At 57.2% G+C, this 16,944-nt stretch carries 18 protein-coding genes and 3 pseudogenes; 3 read left to right on the top strand and 18 right to left on the bottom strand.

Going from position 1 to position 16,944, the window contains the following annotated elements:
* Positions 1-3: 3 nt before the first annotated feature.
* Entirely contained in the window at positions 4-2,043 is a 2,040-nt protein-coding gene (locus tag ACOYNV_RS12175) for a hypothetical protein (RefSeq protein ID WP_422900047.1), read from the top strand.
* A 39-nt stretch (positions 2,044-2,082) separates the two neighbouring features.
* On the opposite strand, the gene ACOYNV_RS12170 is transcribed toward ACOYNV_RS12175, so the two are convergent.
* Both ACOYNV_RS12170 and ACOYNV_RS12165 read right to left on the bottom strand, forming a co-directional pair.
* The gene (locus ACOYNV_RS12170; protein ID WP_422900046.1) at positions 2,083-3,534 is read right to left on the bottom strand and encodes an FAD-dependent oxidoreductase; all 1,452 of its coding nucleotides are present in this window, start codon (positions 3,532-3,534) and stop codon (positions 2,083-2,085) included.
* Entirely contained in the window at positions 3,531-3,770 is a 240-nt protein-coding gene (locus tag ACOYNV_RS12165) for a hypothetical protein (RefSeq protein WP_422900045.1), read from the bottom strand. The genes ACOYNV_RS12170 and ACOYNV_RS12165 overlap by 4 nt, the downstream gene beginning before the upstream one ends.
* A 292-nt stretch (positions 3,771-4,062) precedes the next feature.
* Between ACOYNV_RS12165 and ACOYNV_RS12160 the strand changes: the two genes are divergently transcribed.
* Both ACOYNV_RS12160 and ACOYNV_RS12155 read left to right on the top strand, forming a co-directional pair.
* Positions 4,063-4,278: a hypothetical protein gene (locus tag ACOYNV_RS12160; RefSeq protein ID WP_422900044.1), complete on the top strand. Its 216-nt coding sequence runs from the start codon at positions 4,063-4,065 to the stop codon at positions 4,276-4,278.
* A gap of 219 nt (positions 4,279-4,497) precedes the next feature.
* Entirely contained in the window at positions 4,498-5,187 is a 690-nt protein-coding gene (locus ACOYNV_RS12155; RefSeq protein WP_422900043.1) for a response regulator transcription factor, read from the top strand.
* A gap of 14 nt (positions 5,188-5,201) precedes the next feature.
* Here ACOYNV_RS12155 and ACOYNV_RS12150 read toward each other — a convergent pair whose 3' ends face one another.
* The 16 genes and pseudogenes from ACOYNV_RS12150 to ACOYNV_RS12075 all read right to left on the bottom strand — a co-directional run.
* Positions 5,202-5,714, bottom strand: a complete 513-nt coding sequence (locus ACOYNV_RS12150) for a serine O-acetyltransferase (protein WP_422900042.1) — start codon at positions 5,712-5,714, stop codon at positions 5,202-5,204.
* Between the two features lie 270 nt (positions 5,715-5,984).
* Entirely contained in the window at positions 5,985-6,965 is a 981-nt protein-coding gene (locus ACOYNV_RS12145; RefSeq protein ID WP_422900041.1) for a glycosyltransferase family 2 protein, read from the bottom strand.
* Between the two features lie 10 nt (positions 6,966-6,975).
* The gene (locus ACOYNV_RS12140) at positions 6,976-8,157 is read right to left on the bottom strand and encodes a glycosyltransferase family 2 protein (protein ID WP_422900040.1); all 1,182 of its coding nucleotides are present in this window, start codon (positions 8,155-8,157) and stop codon (positions 6,976-6,978) included.
* Entirely contained in the window at positions 8,150-9,448 is a 1,299-nt protein-coding gene (locus ACOYNV_RS12135) for a glycosyltransferase family 4 protein (RefSeq protein WP_422900039.1), read from the bottom strand. Before ACOYNV_RS12135 ends, ACOYNV_RS12140 begins: the two co-directional genes overlap by 8 nt.
* 8 nt (positions 9,449-9,456) lie before the next feature.
* Positions 9,457-10,728 carry a glycosyltransferase family 4 protein gene (locus ACOYNV_RS12130; RefSeq protein WP_422900038.1) on the bottom strand — a complete coding sequence of 424 codons (1,272 nt, stop codon included), beginning with the start codon at positions 10,726-10,728 and terminating at the stop codon, positions 9,457-9,459.
* Complete coding sequence (locus tag ACOYNV_RS12125; protein WP_422900037.1) at positions 10,725-11,315, bottom strand: acyltransferase; 591 nt, start codon at positions 11,313-11,315, stop codon at positions 10,725-10,727. Before ACOYNV_RS12125 ends, ACOYNV_RS12130 begins: the two co-directional genes overlap by 4 nt.
* Positions 11,316-11,413: 98 nt before the next feature.
* Positions 11,414-12,451 (bottom strand): glycosyltransferase, encoded by a 1,038-nt coding sequence (locus ACOYNV_RS12120; RefSeq protein WP_422900036.1) that lies wholly within the window; start codon positions 12,449-12,451, stop codon positions 11,414-11,416.
* A gap of 85 nt (positions 12,452-12,536) precedes the next feature.
* A complete protein-coding gene (locus ACOYNV_RS12115; RefSeq protein WP_422900061.1) occupies positions 12,537-12,842 on the bottom strand; it encodes an exosortase C-terminal domain/associated protein EpsI in 306 nt (101 codons plus the stop codon).
* A 33-nt stretch (positions 12,843-12,875) separates the two neighbouring features.
* The gene (locus ACOYNV_RS12110; protein ID WP_422900035.1) at positions 12,876-13,025 is read right to left on the bottom strand and encodes a hypothetical protein; all 150 of its coding nucleotides are present in this window, start codon (positions 13,023-13,025) and stop codon (positions 12,876-12,878) included.
* 68 nt (positions 13,026-13,093) lie between these two features.
* Positions 13,094-14,029, bottom strand: coding sequence for an AMP-binding protein (locus ACOYNV_RS12105; protein WP_422900034.1), 936 nt, complete (start codon positions 14,027-14,029; stop codon positions 13,094-13,096).
* A 188-nt stretch (positions 14,030-14,217) separates the two neighbouring features.
* Positions 14,218-15,120, bottom strand: coding sequence for a trans-sulfuration enzyme family protein (locus ACOYNV_RS12100; protein ID WP_422900033.1), 903 nt, complete (start codon positions 15,118-15,120; stop codon positions 14,218-14,220).
* Between the two features lie 33 nt (positions 15,121-15,153).
* Positions 15,154-15,288: a hypothetical protein gene (locus tag ACOYNV_RS12095; protein ID WP_422900032.1), complete on the bottom strand. Its 135-nt coding sequence runs from the start codon at positions 15,286-15,288 to the stop codon at positions 15,154-15,156.
* 267 nt (positions 15,289-15,555) lie between these two features.
* A complete protein-coding gene (locus ACOYNV_RS12090; protein ID WP_422900060.1) occupies positions 15,556-16,035 on the bottom strand; it encodes an ATP-binding cassette domain-containing protein in 480 nt (159 codons plus the stop codon).
* A 98-nt stretch (positions 16,036-16,133) separates the two neighbouring features.
* Positions 16,134-16,385 (bottom strand): annotated as a pseudogene (locus tag ACOYNV_RS12085) (ATP-binding cassette domain-containing protein); the annotation flags it as partial.
* A gap of 9 nt (positions 16,386-16,394) precedes the next feature.
* Positions 16,395-16,634 (bottom strand): annotated as a pseudogene (locus ACOYNV_RS12080) (ABC transporter permease); the annotation flags it as partial.
* Positions 16,635-16,637: 3 nt separating this feature from the next.
* Positions 16,638-16,850, bottom strand: a pseudogene (locus ACOYNV_RS12075) (TOBE domain-containing protein); the annotation flags it as partial.
* Between the last annotated feature and the right edge of the window lie 94 nt (positions 16,851-16,944).

Genomic DNA, 16,944 nt, shown 5'->3' with positions numbered 1-16,944 from the left:
GCCATGTCAGGAATATCCCGTTTCAAACGAGCAGCCAAATTGCTACCGGTGCTTGCCGCCATGTTCGCGATTGCCTGCGAAAGTGGCACAAGCTCTTTTTCAGTCCAACCGGTGGCCGCACAAGTGACAGAAAAGCCGCCTTATCCACCCCGTCATCAAGAACTGGGGCTTACTGCCGAGGCCTTGCTCGGCGCCAATCCTCCGCCCATTACCGACAATACCCGGACCCATGTTTACGCCGACCTGATGCTTCATGCGCGCCGCTTTGGTACGCCTGAAGCACCCTGGGATGAAAAGGCACTTATCGCCGACGATGGCTGGCCGGTGGGCGACTTCGGGGCATTCCTGATGACCCGGCAAGCCGGGCTGGCTGGCATCCCGGGAACCTACAAGGTTTCTTTCAATGGCCGCGCCAAGGTCAGTGCAGTGGCTTCGAAAGCCGTAATACATCCAGCGCATTATGATTCGGCCGCGAACCTGAGTACGGTCGAGGTCGACCTGCCGGATGACGCCAATCAACTTGTGCTGTCATTTACCCAGACCGGCGAGGGTATCCGTAATCTGAAAGTGATCCGGCCTGGCTACGATGCCAAAAATCCACCCTTGTTCACCCGCGCCTTTCTCGACCACGTTGCCCGCTTCCAGACGCTGCGCTTCATGGACTGGCTGCGCACCAACAATAATCCGGTCAAACACTGGGTCAACCGGACATCACCGCAACTAAGCCACTACGCTTCACCCAATGGCGTTCCATGGGAACATATTGTCGAACTCGCCAACCAGACAGGCAAAAACATCTGGATAAACATTCCGGCTGCGGCCGACGATGACTATGTATTGCAACTCGCCCGCCTGCTGCATGGCAGCCTCAACCCGCAAAGCAAGATCTACGTCGAGTACAGCAATGAGGTCTGGAATGGCCAGTTCAAGCAGCACGGCACCAATTTCGACATGGCTGAAGCTGAAGTGCGGGAGAACCCCGCTTCGCCGCTTGCCTACGACGGCAAGAAAGACCGGGCAACACTCGGTTATCGACGCATCGCCAAGCGCGGCAAGGAGATCAGTGATATTTTCCGCAGCGTCTATGGCGACGCGGCGATGATGACGACAGTGCGGCCGATTTACGCCATCCAGGTCGTGAATACCTACACCACCGAGATTGGCCTCAAGTTCCTTGACGCGGTCTACGGCTCACCATCCCAATATTTCTACGCCATGGCGGGAGCCCCCTACTTCAACCTGGGCCCCCAGCAGAACGTCGAGAATCTCACGACCGAGCAGGTCCTGCAGGCCATGGAGAACTCGATTGAACGCCTGCCTGAGATCAATCGTTTTGAGAAAAATCTGGCATTGGCCCGCTGGCATGGCCTACCTTTCATGGCCTACGAAGGCGGCTCCGACACCTTTGGGCCCGGCAGCATTGAGGCCAAGAAAAACGCCAATCTCGCTCCGCGCATGGAAAGCATCTGCAATCGTTACCTCAACACCTGGTACGAGAATGGCGGGCAGTTGTTCATGTGGTTCAACGCGGGCGCGGGAAATTGGGATACCCAGTACGGAGCCTGGGAGCTGACCACGGATCTGGCGATCATCGACACCCCGAAGATTCGTTGCGTCGATAAGTCTCTGGCCGAGCCAAAACCTGCCCTCAAGGGACGAAATACGGCGCCAGGAACATTCTCCGCCCTGGCCTTTGCCGGCAATTACCCCCCCTACTCCGAAGCCTCGCGCAAGACCCTTCGTCACCTGCATACTGGAAGCTCGCTCGACTACCTCGTGCTGGCTACGCAGAGCGGCAGTTACGAACTCGTTTTCAATGCGGCGAGTGACAAACTCGGCAATCGACTGGATATCGCAGTCGACGGGAAAGGCATTCATAGCGGCGTTGAGTTACAGGCAAATGGCTGGGAAAAGTCAGTCGACAACCTTTCCCTACCCTTGGTGCTGGAGAAGGGTTTCCACACCCTGCGCATCACGATGCGCAGCGTATCGACTGGTTTTGACCTATCGACCGTAACCATCCGCAGCACCGCCAAACCTTAAGCCTGAAAACCTCAGTTGTTCACCGCAAAGGCGCAAATTTCAATGTGAATTCGTCCCCGGGTTTTTAAGCAGGTGATCTGCCAGGCGGACGGCAAGTTGCACAAGCGGCATCGTCGGATTGCCGCCGCCCCCCGTTGAGAAAACACTGCTTCCCGCGATATACAGATTGCTCACCCCAAAGACTTTGCAGTTCTTGTCGACAACCCCCCAGCGAGAGGAACTTGCCATCCGGGTGGTACCCATGTGATGACAATGATGAGAGAACTGAATTTCAAGGGAATCATTCGTGACAAAGTCGTTCAGTTTGACGAAACCGAGACCGGAACTTGCAAAGTTCTTGGCAATCTCCCTCCCGATCGTTCGAATCGTCATTTTGTCTTCCGGACTCAGCACCCACTTGACCACTGCCTTTCGTACCCCAAGAGCATCCCGCTCTTCACTCAGCGTAATCCGGCTTCCTTCGGCACTCGGGAACTGCTCAAGCAATGTGCCAATCGTCCCGGCGCCAGGGCAATTGAAGTTCTCGATAAATTGAACCTTGTCGGAGACGCCGAGATTGCAGGCGAGATTCTTGAAAAAATTCTTGGTCGACGCCGTCCGTCCGTAGGAATTGACCTCCTGAACAACCCCGAATGAAATATTGCCCCGCCCAGTTTTCGACAGGCCAACGAACCTGTCACTTGGAAAATATTGCGCGTCCGAGTATTTGAATTGCTCCGAGGCAATGAAACTTCCGAGTGAAATATTCAGATGCTCCATGAAACATCGCCCCGCCCAATGCATGCCTTGGAGTTTAGCGGCTTGCAGGGTTTCGCTATGCAGCAGCATGCGTGCATTTTCAATGGCGCCCAGAGCGAGTACGTAGCGCAGCGCCGTCACGCTGGAGCGCTGTTTTTTGTAATCAACCAGACTTATCGAGGAAATGTCGCCAGTTGCCTTGTTGTAAATCACATCGACACAATTGCAATTATAAAAAAGGTCGATGTTTTTAGAGGCCTTGATCTCCTCTAGGTATTTGCTGGCATAGCGCGTCGGCGAACTCATTGCAAACCGGTCCGCTGAAAACTTCCCGCCGGGCATATCAGGATTTACTGCAGAAAACCCGGTCTCCGGTAAATCAAGAATATGCATAGCCTCTGGCAAAAACCTGTTGAACTCTTCAAAGGCAATCGGCCACCCCGGCATGCCCCCCAAAGGATCGCCGGAAAAATCTGCTGCTTCGAAGGGGCGACACCGACCGGACCAATGGTTTGAAGTACCACCGAAATACCTCAAGCGTGCACCCTGAGCATAAAGGTCAACGCCTAGCGTCTTGACTGCATAGAGCGACTGCGAGGCCTCGTCGTACGACAGACCGCCGCCTTCGAGCAGAGCAATGCGAAGCCCTTGCCGTGCCAGTTGCAAAGCCAGCGTAATCCCTGCGGGCCCAGAGCCGACGACGCACAAGTCGTAAGCACCAAATTTTTTATGATCCTGAAAATCACTGATCATTTGGCCTCCAATTGGAAATATTTTTTGGGGATGACCCATCCATTCACGAGAACAAAGCCATCTTCAATATCGCCACCACCCAGCGAAAGGAGCGGAGACATCCGGCTTCCCGTGATCAACCCGGCACAACCGGAAAAAGCGAGCGCAAGTGCTATCCGGATCATGTTTCGCCGGGATGCATTGACCTTTAGCGGAGAAGCATTGGTAGCGACCCATTGTTCAGCTTGATTATTCATACAGAAATCTCTTCTCAAAGTGATGACACGAAAGCGCAGCCTTGCCTGACCGTAGTCAATTTAGCTGAGTGATCGCCGGCGTCTGTGTCCCAATTGCAAACTTTTAACCCCCCAGGCGCCTGGTTTCAGTGCCAAGCCACCACCGTCTTCAACAATTCACACTTGCGACACAAAAGTCACGCTGAACTCGTTGAAAATTCTTCTGAATCTACAGCGACAACGGCCATCTCAACGCATATGGGGCAGAACGGATCTCCCGCCACTTTAATTTCCGAGACATGCAACACCCATCATGATCGACCATCTACTCAAGGCATTTCTTTTCATCGTACTGATTGGCTGTTTCATTATTGTCCTCGACCTAATACCCATGGATGAGGATGTCCTGAATGCTGAATTAATGCAGGAATCGATGTCTAAAGACTGTTTCAAGACCGATGGCGTGGTCACTAGCGCAAAGTCACTATTCTTTTGCGCCCCGACGGATGAAAAGCACGAAGCCAATTAAGAAAAATTCTCACACGCACGCCGAGTGCAGCGCGACCAGAGCACCTCAGATCCCGTAACCAACAGAGATGAAGGCAACCCATTCTTTCGCTCCCCGAAGAGCCAAGCCCCAGGCTGCATGCTATGATGTGCAAATACTTTTCTTCCAGGATCATGTCAACGTAATGAAAACCGGAAGGCTCGCAGGCAAAAGCAATAAACTCGGGAGTATTAAAGTTTGATGCGTATCGGCGTACTTGAAGACGACTTGGCTCAGCAGGAACTTTATCGTCTCTGGCTGGGAACTGCGCAACACAGTTGCACGTGCTTCGGCACAGCAAAATCATTCATCGAATCGCTCGATAACGAACCGTTCGATCTCCTGATTATTGACTGGATGATTCCAGACAGTTCTGGGGAACTCGCTCTGAAATGGATACGCGAGAATCGTGGCTGGCATATCCCGGTGATTTTCATCACCTCACGCGATTCAGAACTCGACATTGTTACGGCCTTGCGTGCTGGTGCCGACGACTATCTGGTCAAACCCGCAAAATGTTTTGAACTGCTGGCCCGGATTGAGTCACTGGCCCGGCGCATGACGCCACCTAGCGTTGTGCAGATTGGTGTCTATGAAATAAATCAGGATCTTCGCCAGATTCGCTTGCATGGCAAAGAAATTGAACTGACGCGAAAAGAGTTCGAACTGGCCTGCTATCTTTTCCAGAACCACGGAAAATTACTCCCACGCGTGCGCCTTCTGGAAAAACTCTGGGGTCTGAACGCAGATGTAGATACGCGCACGGTCGACACTCATGTCAGCCGAATTCGCCGAAAACTCTCCATCAATCCGGACAATGGCTGGCAGATCATTCCTGTTTACGGTTATGGATACCGCATTGAGAAGGTAGCCGCCAACGCCGTTGCTTGACCACATTTTTTGAATCACTCCGCCTGGCGACGCTTCAATTTGATCCGGGCCGGAACGCCAACAGCTAACGCACCTGCCGGAACATCCCGAATGACCACAGCGTTGGCGCCAATCACCGCATCATCGCCAATGCTGATAGCGCCAAGAATTTTAGCCCCGGCACCAATATCAACCCGGTTGCCAATAACCGGCGCACCACGCTGACCGGTATGCATCAGGCCAATGGTGACCCCCTGGCGAATCACGACATCATCGCCGATCACCGTGTCACCACTGATGATGATTCCTCCGAAATGCTCGATCAACAGCCGCCGGCCAACCCGCGTTTCACAATGCAGCTCAATCCCGGTGGCAATCTGACACAAGGTGCGCAGCACCCGATAGACAAAGGAAAACGGTTTGCGCAACAGCGCCGGATGAAGACGATAGCGCCACTGCCCGAAACGATAGACACACATGACCCAAAAGCCCTGTCGTGAGATATCTTTATCGTAGGTTTTCCAGTCTTCGCGTAATAAATCGAACATTAAAAATTACCGTTCATGAAATTGGTGTTCTTTTTCAGTAACTAATCGCTGAAAGCCGCTTCGATAGGCGATCTACAACCATCAAGCCTGAAGAGTCAATGAATACGCCATTGTTCAGGAACATAGGCTGTAGATTGCCTATCCATGCGCCTTTCCGGCATTTGTTCAGGAACGGCTACGATCTATCTCCCCGATTTTATCTTTTTGCATCGCACACCAGAAATGCCAATTCGAATGTTGGAAAAGGGGACCTTATTTCATAAACGTTCCTTACCAGGGACGAGGCGGACTCCGCTGACCCGCCTGCGTTTCCTGCCAGGCGCGCTGCATCAGATCAGCGATACGAACTGACTCATCAGCCTTGATTCCCTTGCCGCTACGGGCGGCACGGCAGGCACGCAAGCGATGCCAGCCATGCTCAAGGCCGGCGACCAGTTTTGTAATCAGCCAGCCATGATGCTTCCGGTAAAACAACAGCTCACTGCGCATTCGCCACAGTGTCAGTTGTGAACCGGAAGAGGAGAAGTCATGATTTTCGACTGTTTTCGATGATTCACCTCCCCAATGGCGAATCACCACCTCGGGCCAATACCAGATCGTCCAGCCGGCCTGATGAAAACGCCGGCAGAGATCGACCTCCTCGTAGTAAAGGAAGAAACGCTCATCAAAACCGCCAACCTGTTCCAGCGCCGAACGACGGATCAGCGCAAAGGCACCGGGTACCCAATCCACCTTTGCCGGCTGGCCGGAATCGTCCCAGGTGCGGTCAAAGCGTCCGAAAAAGCGGGACTTGGGAAAACGGGCGGCAAGTCCTGAGAGGACCAGAAACTCATTGAGCAACGAAGGAAAGCACCTGGCTGACGGCTGCCACTGCCCTGCTTTGTCCACAAGCAAGCCGCCCCCCATAGCGCTGCGAGGATCCGCTGCCATGTAAGCCAGCGAACGCTGCAAGGCCCCCGGCTCAAGCAGTGCATCCGGATTGAGAAGCAGGATGGTAGCGCCGGTTGCCACCTTGAAGCCAACATTGTTGGCCGCCGCGAAACCAAGATTGATTTGGCTACGGATCAGGCGAACATCGGAAAAGTCCCGCTCCACCATCTCTGCCGAGGCATCGCGTGAGGCATTATCGACCACGATAACTTCCAGGATCAGATCCTGACACACGTCGAACAATCGATTGAGACAGGCGCGCAGAATCTCGCGGGTATTGAAGGAAACGATGATGACGCTGGTTTTCACTTGACTGGACATGGGATGGCTTTCAGGAAGAACTATCGCGATCGGTCCGAACCCACCGGGTCGAGGTTTTTGAAGCGCTCACAATCGAACGCAGCATGGAAAGCTTCCACAACAGGTATTTCGGGAGATAAGTGAAGATCACCGCCAACTGTCCCCAAGAAAGGCCGCCAACCCGTGCTGCAATCAGCACATGCAAGGCCACGATGGCAAAGCCGGACAGGGCGATCATCGAGGCCAATGGAAATGGCAGCAGCAGCAAGCACAGCAACAACAGCGAGTGATAGGCGATTGGCAACAAAAGCAGATCCAGCAAGGGTTCAAAAAAGCGCAGCTGACCGCTCAAGACCCGCCGCAACAATAATGGCGCATGATCAAGCAGCATGCGCAAACGCCCGCCCTCCCAGCGCGCACGCTGGGTCTTCTGCCCGGCACCGGCGACCGGCATGTCTCCACGGACCACGGTTTCGTCGGCAAAGTGCACGCGGATATCCGCCTCGATCAGGCGCAAGTGATACTCCAGATCCTCAACCACTGAAGTCGCGGAATACGGCACCCGTGCCAGCACTTCGCGGCGCAAGGCAAAGCCGTTACCAAGCACCCCTGCCGACCAGCCGAGCACATGCCGACCACGTGGCCGCAGACAATTGAAGGCACAGAGTGCAAGTTCAGCCAGCCGGGTACGCGCCGACTCCCCGGCATTCAGCACCGTGTAACGGGTCTGTACGACCTGAGCCCCCGCCGCAAAGTGGGCACGAATCACGCTTAGCAGATTGGTTTCGGCCAGCGTATCGGCATCGATCACCAGATAGCCGAGAAACCCTTCGTTGGCCAGCGTATTGAACGCAAAATCCAGCGCATAGCCCTTGCCACGCTGTTCTAGATTGTGACGTTCCAGCACACGGGCACCCTGGGCTCTGGAAATTTCAGCCGTCGCATCGCTACAATTGTCGGCAATGACGCAGACGATGGCATCACCATCCTGGCGGCAAATGGCCAGCAGGTTATCCACCGTGCGGGCAATATGCGCCGCTTCGTTGTGAGCCGGCACAATGATCGCCAATCGACCCGGCGCAGGGACAAGGCCAACGGGCAGTGTCACCGTATGCAACCCAGCCAGTGAAAGGAGCAACAGATACAGCGTTCCCGGCAAGACCAGGATCACCAGGGAGAGCATCAGCACCAGTGCTGGCATCGACTCAGGCATGGATGGCTCGCCCGAGACGCCGGCGTAATATCTCGGCCAGACGCGTCACATTGGTCGTCAGATCATAATGCTCACGCACCCGCTCGCGGCCGGCTTCACCGAGCTCATTGCGCAGCGCAGGATCGTCGATCAACTGCGCCAGCGTATCGGCCAGCTCCAGAACATCGGAGGGGGTGGTCAGCAAGCCATCGATTCCATCGCGGATCAGCTCCGGGATGCCGGTAATACGCGTCGTCACACAGGGCACACCGCTGGCCATGGCTTCCATCAGCACAACCGGAATACCCTCGGCAAAACTGGGCAAAGCAAAGACGTCGCTCTGAGCATACCTGGCACGCACCTGATCCTGATTCAGGGGCCCGGTCATCTCGACGAAATCCGCCAATCCGTGGCGATCGACCGCGTCTCGCAGTGAATTTTCATCCGGCCCGTTGCCGACGATCACCAGCTTGAATATTCGCCCCCAATCGCGCAGCACGGAACAGGCATCGACAAGCACATGCTGTCCTTTGGCCGGGGTCAGGCGACCGACACAAAGAATGGTGAATGGACGATCGCCAGCGGGCTGACGTATCGGGTTGTAATTGGCAACGTCGACGCCGAGCGGGCAGATATCAAACTTTCCCCAGTTTGCCGCTGGCGACAGCTTCATCAACTGACTGCGGGCAAAACGTCCGATGCAGACCATGAAATCCGCCGCGCCGATCTTCTCGATAAGCTTTTCAGCCTGTACATCATAAAATTCGTCCGGACCATGAATGGTCATCGAAAGCCCGATCGGCGAAAACTGCTTGAGCAGCAGGGCAATATTCGCCGCCGCCGTACCGAAATGCACATGCAGATGACTGATCTGCCGAGATTGCATCCAGCGCGCCAGCATCAGTGCCTCGGTAAAGTAGAAAAAACCGTAAAGCATCTGCTTGATGTTCCAGCCACCAAAGGTCAAGACCTTGCGCAAGCCGCGCAGATAGGCCGCTGGTCGCGCCAGACCCCATAAATGCCCGCCCAGCGCACCGGCCATCCCATGCGCCTTGAGATAGTAGGTCAGGTCAAGTTCCTCGCGCTCATCGGCAGTCATCTCATCGCGGCTGCGGTCAGGCGCGTTGACCGAGGCGCAGGCAATCTCGAAGCCCTTCATGCGTAACTGGCGAACCTCACGCAGGATAAAGGTATGCGAAACAGAAGGATAACGGCTGATCAGATAAGCCATGCGTGGCGTACTGTTCGCAGTCCGCGTAGCAAGGCTTTCAGTGTTGCCTGCCGCTTCCAATGCCGCCACAGAATGTTTCATTTCAGCGATCACGTTCCCTGTCCTTCACAAATGATTTCATCGTAGATTTTTTCTGCGCGGTGGATTTTCGCCGGCCAGCTATGGCCGGCTTCAACCCGATGCCGCCCGGCCCGGCCGCGCGCCATCCAGTCTTGCGGATGGTCGATCACATCCTGCAGTGTTGCCGCCAGTTCCTTGACTACTGCCGCTGGCGAGGTCAGATCGATCAGGTGCCCCACCTTTTCATCGATCAACTCGGCAGGACCGCCAAAATTCATCGCAATCGCCGGCCGGGCCGATGCCATTGCTTCAAGCAACACCGCCCCGCCTGATTCACGTACCGACGGCAGACAAAATACATGCGCGCGCTGCATTTCAAGGGCCACCGCCGCGGCGGGAAGATTTCCTTGGAAGCTCACCACATCCAGCAGGCCGAGCACCCGACTCTCCTCATCCCATTGCTGGCGTAGCGGGCCATCGCCGACCACCGCAAGACGCACGGCACAGCCCTGACTGACCAACAAAGCCAGCGCCTCAAGCAACAAAGAAAGCGCCTTGGCCGGGATCAGCCGACCGACGAAGAGAACACGCAAGGGATTGTTCCGGCTCGGCGCATCCGGCCAGTCGGTGGCGCTAAAGCGATCCAGGTTCACCCCGTTTTCGACCATCGACAGGCAACGTCCGCGATATTTTTTCGGCACACCACTCAGGGTCGCACGCGTTGCCGTCAGGATCCGTGTGGCACGACGTGACGAACCGATGATGCCGTCGAACAGACGACCAAACTCACGTACCCGCACCAGCCAGGTCGACTCCTGGCGCAATACGGCGGAGAAACCGGGCGGATCGGTCAGGCCACTATTGAGCGGCCCGATCACCGTCGGCAACCCGAGGCGCCCAAGCCAGGTCGGTGCGGCAAGCGTCACCGGCGTGACACGATGCAGCACATCCCAAGATGCCCCATCGCGCAGGCGCTGACGCAGAAGTTGATGGGCGGCTCGATCAAAAACGAAATAATCCAGCGAGGAAACTAGGAAAACGCTGTGCTCGCTCCGCGGAAAAATACGCTTGGCCAAGCGGTACAAGGGGCCGGCAAACCACTCGGTATCGATTTCGATTATCTCGCTTCCAGCCAACGGCGCTCCCGCCTTGGCCAGCGCCTCGTGGTTCCGGGGGTGCGTGACCAGCGTGACATCATGTGACTCACATAATCTGGAATACCACTCCCAGCCAATCTGCGAGACCGACCCCATGCCGGAAGCACACTGGTAAGCGACCAGCAGAATGCGTTGGCGCTTCATGCCGCTACCGCCTGGCCAAGCATCCGCGCCGGGACACCCGCAACCACGGCGTTGGCGGGCACATGGTGCGTGACCACGGCATTCGCGCCAACCACCGCACCGTCACCAATCTCTACACCGGACAAAATGCAGGCGCCACGGCCGATCCAGACATTGCGCCCGATTTTGACGGGTGCTGCCGCATGTCCGGAATCTCGAATCGCCAAGCCATCGCCGAAGCAGTGGTTGGCGTCGCGAATGCTGGCGTACTCGCCGATCATGCTGCCGGCACCGATGGTGATTCCGGCGAAGGCAACAAGATGGACGCCGCGCGACAAAACGACATCGTCACCGATCTGAATGAAGCCCTTTGCCTGGGTTTCAAGGTAGAGATCACGATACAAGTAGAGATTACGACCCAACGCTATCGCCCGCGAGCCGTGAAGTTCCGGCAAACCCATGACCACCACCGAATGGCTGACATCGGGAAGGCACGCCTTCAGGCGGGCAAAGGCCCACAATCGCTGCCATGGCGCAGTCAGGTGATTGGCCAGAGTGGCAAGTGGACACAGGCCGAGCGCCAGAATTTCCTTGCTTGATGCCATCATTCACCTTTCAAGTTTCGACAGTTCCCATTACAGCGTTTCACAATCCGGCTTTGTGTCGGAACTGATAACTCTTGCTGAATTCATTGGCTCAGAGGCGACTAATCCTTGTACTCAATCAAGCGACGCTGACGTCCGCGACGGGCATCCCTGCGCTGTGATAATTGCCCGCAAAGAATTGGAATCTGTTGAAAATGGCTGTGCAGCGCATAGAGCACCCGGGTCGTCAGATTGTCTGATTTCCATGCGTTTCTCAGGGTTGACCGCGCAATGACCGCGAACCCGGCAAGCGACATCAGGGCGGCCACAGCAAAACTCGGTGGCGATGCCTGTAGCAACAAGGCAAACCAGCAGAGCGAGCCGAGCAGCAAGCCACCGCCATGCAGCCAATTGCGCTGAACATCGCGCCGCCAGAACGGATCTTCGCTGTCGCGAAAACGGGCGGCCACTTCAGCGTAGGCATGCCCGGCACGGAAAGCCCGGCGCCAGTAGGCAGAAAACCGGGAGATCGCCAGATCGTGCTTGGTCATCGGCACATCCAGATGCACGATACGTCCGCCATCAGCACGAATGCGCCGGCACATTTCCGGCTCCTCGCCGGCGATCAGCGACTCATCAAATCCATTCACCGCGTCCAGCACTGAACGCCGGACAAGCGCGTCGCCACCACAAAACTCAGTGTCCCCCGGGGGGTAAATCCAGTCAAGATCGAGCACGCGGACATAAAATGACTGCTCGGGGTTCGACTCCCGGCGATGTCCCCAGACAATCGCCACGTCGGCTGCATCAAAGGCCGCCAGCGCATGCGCGACAAACTCCGGATTCAGTTGTGTATCGCCGTCAAGGAACAGGATGAATTCGCCGCGAGCAGCCCGCCATCCGGCATTGCGGCCTAGTGCCGCCGACGGTCGTTCCGGTTTGACACGAATGACATTCGCTCCCCGTGCCGCGGCCATTTCCGGACTTCCATCAGTCGAATCCGAATCGACGTAGATCACTTCAATCGTGTGGGCATCCAGCGACATGCCCGCAATCGAATCGAGACAGGCCAGCAGGCGTGGCCCCTCATTGCGTCCAATGACCACAACCGAAACAAGCAATTGCTGTTCTGCGGCCATCGACAAGTCCATTTCGCTCATGACAATTCCAATCCCACGATAATGGGGTCATTGGAATCCAGCCACCCTGACGGGTTGTGTCACAAGTGAAAACCTTTGTTGAAAACTAGTCGATACCCGCGTGAATTTCCGATTTGGCAAAGCCCAATTGGCAGGGAATACTCTGCTGTAAATCTTCGACAAAACCTGCCTGCAAGGCAAATGCGCGCTCACTGTCATGGTCCAGACTTGATATCCGCACCAGCATGCCGTCGGGAATCTGCCCCTGCAATCCATAGCGGATTTGCGCAATCTTCCGGCTCAGCCAGGGCAATGCCAACAGATCGCCTACCGTCATCCAGTAGGTGACTGGCTCAATGGGCGCATCCTGACGCGCCACCAGGCGCCGAACGCTCAACGCTTGCCCCGACAGGGGGTGTGATCGAAAGTGACGGTTGCGATTGACTCAAGCGGCGATGGCATCCCAATATCGATTCCATCCGCCATTGGCCCGGGTGACGCGGAGGTTCAGCATGGCTTGGGCGTTTTCTGGCTTCCACCAGGCGCCGGACAGCTTGAGGCGTTTCTGAATGATATAGCGATGTGCGCTCTCCACTTCGCCGGAGCCAATAGGTAATCCGGCTTGAATGGCGGCGTGGTAGTCGAACTGGTCCGGGCGATTGGTCAGGTAACGGTAACCCAGCCGACATCGGCGGTACTCCAGAAAACATCGCCTTCGTGCCAGTCGAAAATATTGCGCCAACTGGTGCCGGCATGGACCAGATAGCCGCCGGTGGTATGCACCAGCCCTTTCGGTTTGCCGGTCGAGCCGGAGGTGTAAAGGATGAACAGCGTATCTTCGGCACCGACTTCGACCGGCGGGCACCAGGCTTCGGCGGCAGCGAGCGCCTCGTCATACCAGTAATCGCGCGCCGGCGTGAACGGAACGTCGGCACCCGAACGGCGCACCACGACAACCGCGTTTACCGATGGCTGGCTGAGCAACGCCGCGTCGGCATGGTGTTTGATCGGCACCACGCGGCCGCCGCGATGGGCTTGGTCGGCGGTGATCAGCACCTTGGCACCGGCATCGTCGATGCGGTTGGCCAAAGCCTCGGCGGAAAAGCCGGAGAAGACCACCGAATGCACGGCGCCGATGCGTACGCAGGCGAGCATGGCGACCATGATTTCGGGGATGACCGGCAGGAAGATGGTAACCACGTCGCCCTTTTCCACGCCGAGGCCGCGGAGTACGTTCCCCAGGCGGTTCACCTGGTCGCCCAGTTCGCCCCAAGTCACGGTTCGCGATTCACCCGGATCGTCACCCTGCCAATGGATGGCCGGCTGCGCCGCTTTGGCCGGCAGGTGTCGGTCGACGCAGTTGACCGAAGCGTTCAGCGTGCCGTCGGCAAACCAGCGAATGCGCGGTTCGAGCGGATCGAACCGGGTGTCGCGGACTTCGGAAAACGGCTTGATCCAGTCGAGGAAAGCGGCCTGCTCGCGCCAGAATCCTTCCGGGTCATCCAGCGAGCGGCGATAGAGCGCCGCATAGGCGGCTTCGTCGATATGGGCGTGCGCCGCAAATCCTGGAGGGACGGGGAAAAGTTCTGAGTCAGACATGAGTATTCGCAATCAAAGGGTAAAAATGGGTTGATGTGTGAATGCCGATTTCCATAAGCATCGCTGCAACCCCTATGAACAGGCGATCTACGCGATAGCAAGCTGAAGTGCCGCGTATTCATTGGCTCTCGGGCATGCCTGCTTGTAGATTGCCTATCGGTGCGGGCTGCAGGGATGGTAAGAATCCGCTATTCGAGTGCCTGATTGAGGTCGGCCAGCAGGTCGGCGACGGGTTCGATGCCAATCGACAGACGCAGCAGGTCGGGCGGACACAGGGTTCCCGGTCCCTCAACGCTGGCCCGGTGTTCGACCAGGCTTTCGACGCAGCCGAGCGAGGTGGCGCGCCGGAACACCTGCAGGCGTGCGGCGAAGTCGCGCGCCCTGCCCTCGCCTCCTGCCAGGCGAATCGAAAGCATGCCGCCGAAGCCGCCATGCATCTGCGCGGCGGCGACCACATCGGAATGACCGTTCAGGTATTTGGTTGCCGAATGCATGACGATGTCGGCGCCGAGTTCGAGCGGCTGCGTCAGCACCGGCGTCGATACCGTCGAATCGACCACCACCAGGGCGCCGTGGCGGTGGGCAAGTTCGGCGGCGGCGCGGATGTCAGTCACTTCCCAGCCTGGATTGGCCGGCGTTTCGATCCACAACAGGCGCGTCGGTGCGGCGACAAGCTGGCGTTCGAGATCGGCGAGATTGGACTCTCCCGCGTTATCGTAGAAAGCGAGATCAATGTGCCAGTTGGCAGTGAAATCGAGCAGCCACTTGCGCAACGCCCAGTACATCGAACGCGGCGCGACGATGCGCGCACCGGGTTCCAGCGCCTGCAGCACGGCGCTGGCGGCGGCCATGCCGGAGCCGAAGAGCAGCGCCTGGGCGCCGCCTTCGAGCTGGCGCAGCACTTCCTCAACCTCGTCGTAGGCCGGGCTGGCGTCGCGCGAATAGACGCGGCCGCCCGGATAGCTGCCGTCACCGGCGCGCTCGAAAGTGGTGGACAGGTGGATCGGCGGCACCAGATCACGATAGGGTTCGGCGAGTCGTCCAAGGCCGTGGACGGTCAGCGTTTCAAGTGATGGCAAGTGATCTTTCATGTTTCCGAAAAAATTGGCACGCGCAGGGCGCTGTTACCGAGAGGCTGTCAAAATATCAAAAATCCACCGCAGAGGCGGCGCGGAGAGTGTCCATAGGGCGGATTGGGGATTTTCCTTGTAGCTCGCCTTGAGTGGTGCTTGAGCAGCTTTCAGTTGTTCTGCGTTCATTATTTTTCCTTTAACGTGGAAGTCGCGCTAGCGACTCTCGAACCTCCCCTCGCCCTCTGGGATAACCAGCGACTTGGCTGCCGTCTTTTGGCAGCTTAGTCGAGTGGCTAGTAGTTTCATCAGAGGGGTCGGGGGGCGAGATGGGGATTTCGCGGAGCATGCTCCGCGCCCATCGAGCGATTCCGGCTGGTAAGCCGGAATGCGCCCTGCAAGGGAGGGAAACGGGCATGACTTTCATAATTTGAGCGTATTTCAAAGCCATGCCCGTTAGAGGGCAAAGGCAAAGGTATCGAGGTTGATCGGTTCGTACTGGCGTGGAATGCTGGCGATTTCATCGCGGATATCAAGGTAATCCAGATAGCGCGATTCGCCTCCGTTAAGCAGCGTCAGCACCTCGCTTTCACGTTGTGCCAGCCGTGCGCCGCGCACACGATCACGGGCACGCGGGATATTCACCGCAATTTCACCCCTGATCTGGCCGGGGTTGCTGGAGAAAACGAGCACACGGTCGCTCAGGTACACCGCTTCGTTGACATCGTGTGTCACCAGCAAAAGCGTCGTGCCGTGGTGGGCAGCGATCGACAGCAGAAGTTCCTGCAGGCGCATGCGCGTAAAGGCATCGACGGCGCTGAACGGCTCGTCGAGCAACAACAGCGAAGGCTGGGTGAACAGGCCGCGGGCAATGGCCGTGCGTTGCGCCATGCCGCCGGACAATTGCCTGGGGAAGGCGTCAGCAAAATCGGCCAGACCGACTTCGGCCAGCAGTTCGCGAACGTGCGGATGCTTGCCGCCACCCCGGCCGAGATCAAACCGACGTTATCTGCGACCGTGAGCCACGGCAACAGGCGCGGCTCCTGGAAGATGAAACCGACATCGCGCGAGTGCAGTTGCGGTTGCTCCCCGTTGACCCGCACCTTGCCCGAATACTGGGCGTCGAGCCCGGCGACGATGCGCAGCAACATACTCTTGCCGCAACCGCTGGGGCCGACGAGGCTAAGCACTTCGCCACGCTGGACTTCAAAGTGGACACGGTCAATGACACGAAGCGTGCCGAAATCCTTGGCCTCGACCGAAAGATCGAGAAGTGTTTCTGACATGAGAGTTCCTCAGGAGGGACGACTGTCGAAGGTGTCGCGCCAGGACAGCAGGCGATGTTCGAGCCACTGCAACAAGCTGTCGGACAATTTGCCGAGCAGCGCGAGGACGATGATGGCGACGATCACCAGATCGGCGCGGCCCGTCTCGCGACCGTCGATTAGCAGATAGCCGAGGCCGCGTGTGGCGGCAATCAATTCGGCCGCGACGAGAAACATCCAGGCCAGTGACAGACCGGTGCGCAAACCGGTGAACAGCTTGGCGATCGACACTTCGGTGGCCTTGACCAGCGCCAGCACTTCGCTGCCGGGAACCAGTTGGAGGTCCTTGATCGAACGGGTGGTGATGACGGCAGTAATGATGCCGGCCGGCGTATCGACGTCGACCTCCGAAACAACCGGCCCGTGGATGATTTCCTTGATCTTGCCGCGGAACTGGTTGCGGACATTGATGGCTGCGATGGACATCTGGCACTCCTGATAAACGTTGCTGGGAATATGAAGCCTGCTAAGGAACGCCTACGAAATAACTTCCCCTTTTCCAACATTCGAATCGGGAAGG

The sequence above is a fragment of the Propionivibrio sp. genome (assembly GCF_049316945.1).
Classification (GTDB): domain Bacteria; phylum Pseudomonadota; class Gammaproteobacteria; order Burkholderiales; family Rhodocyclaceae; genus Propionivibrio.
This window is presented reverse-complemented; position numbering and strand designations above follow the sequence as displayed.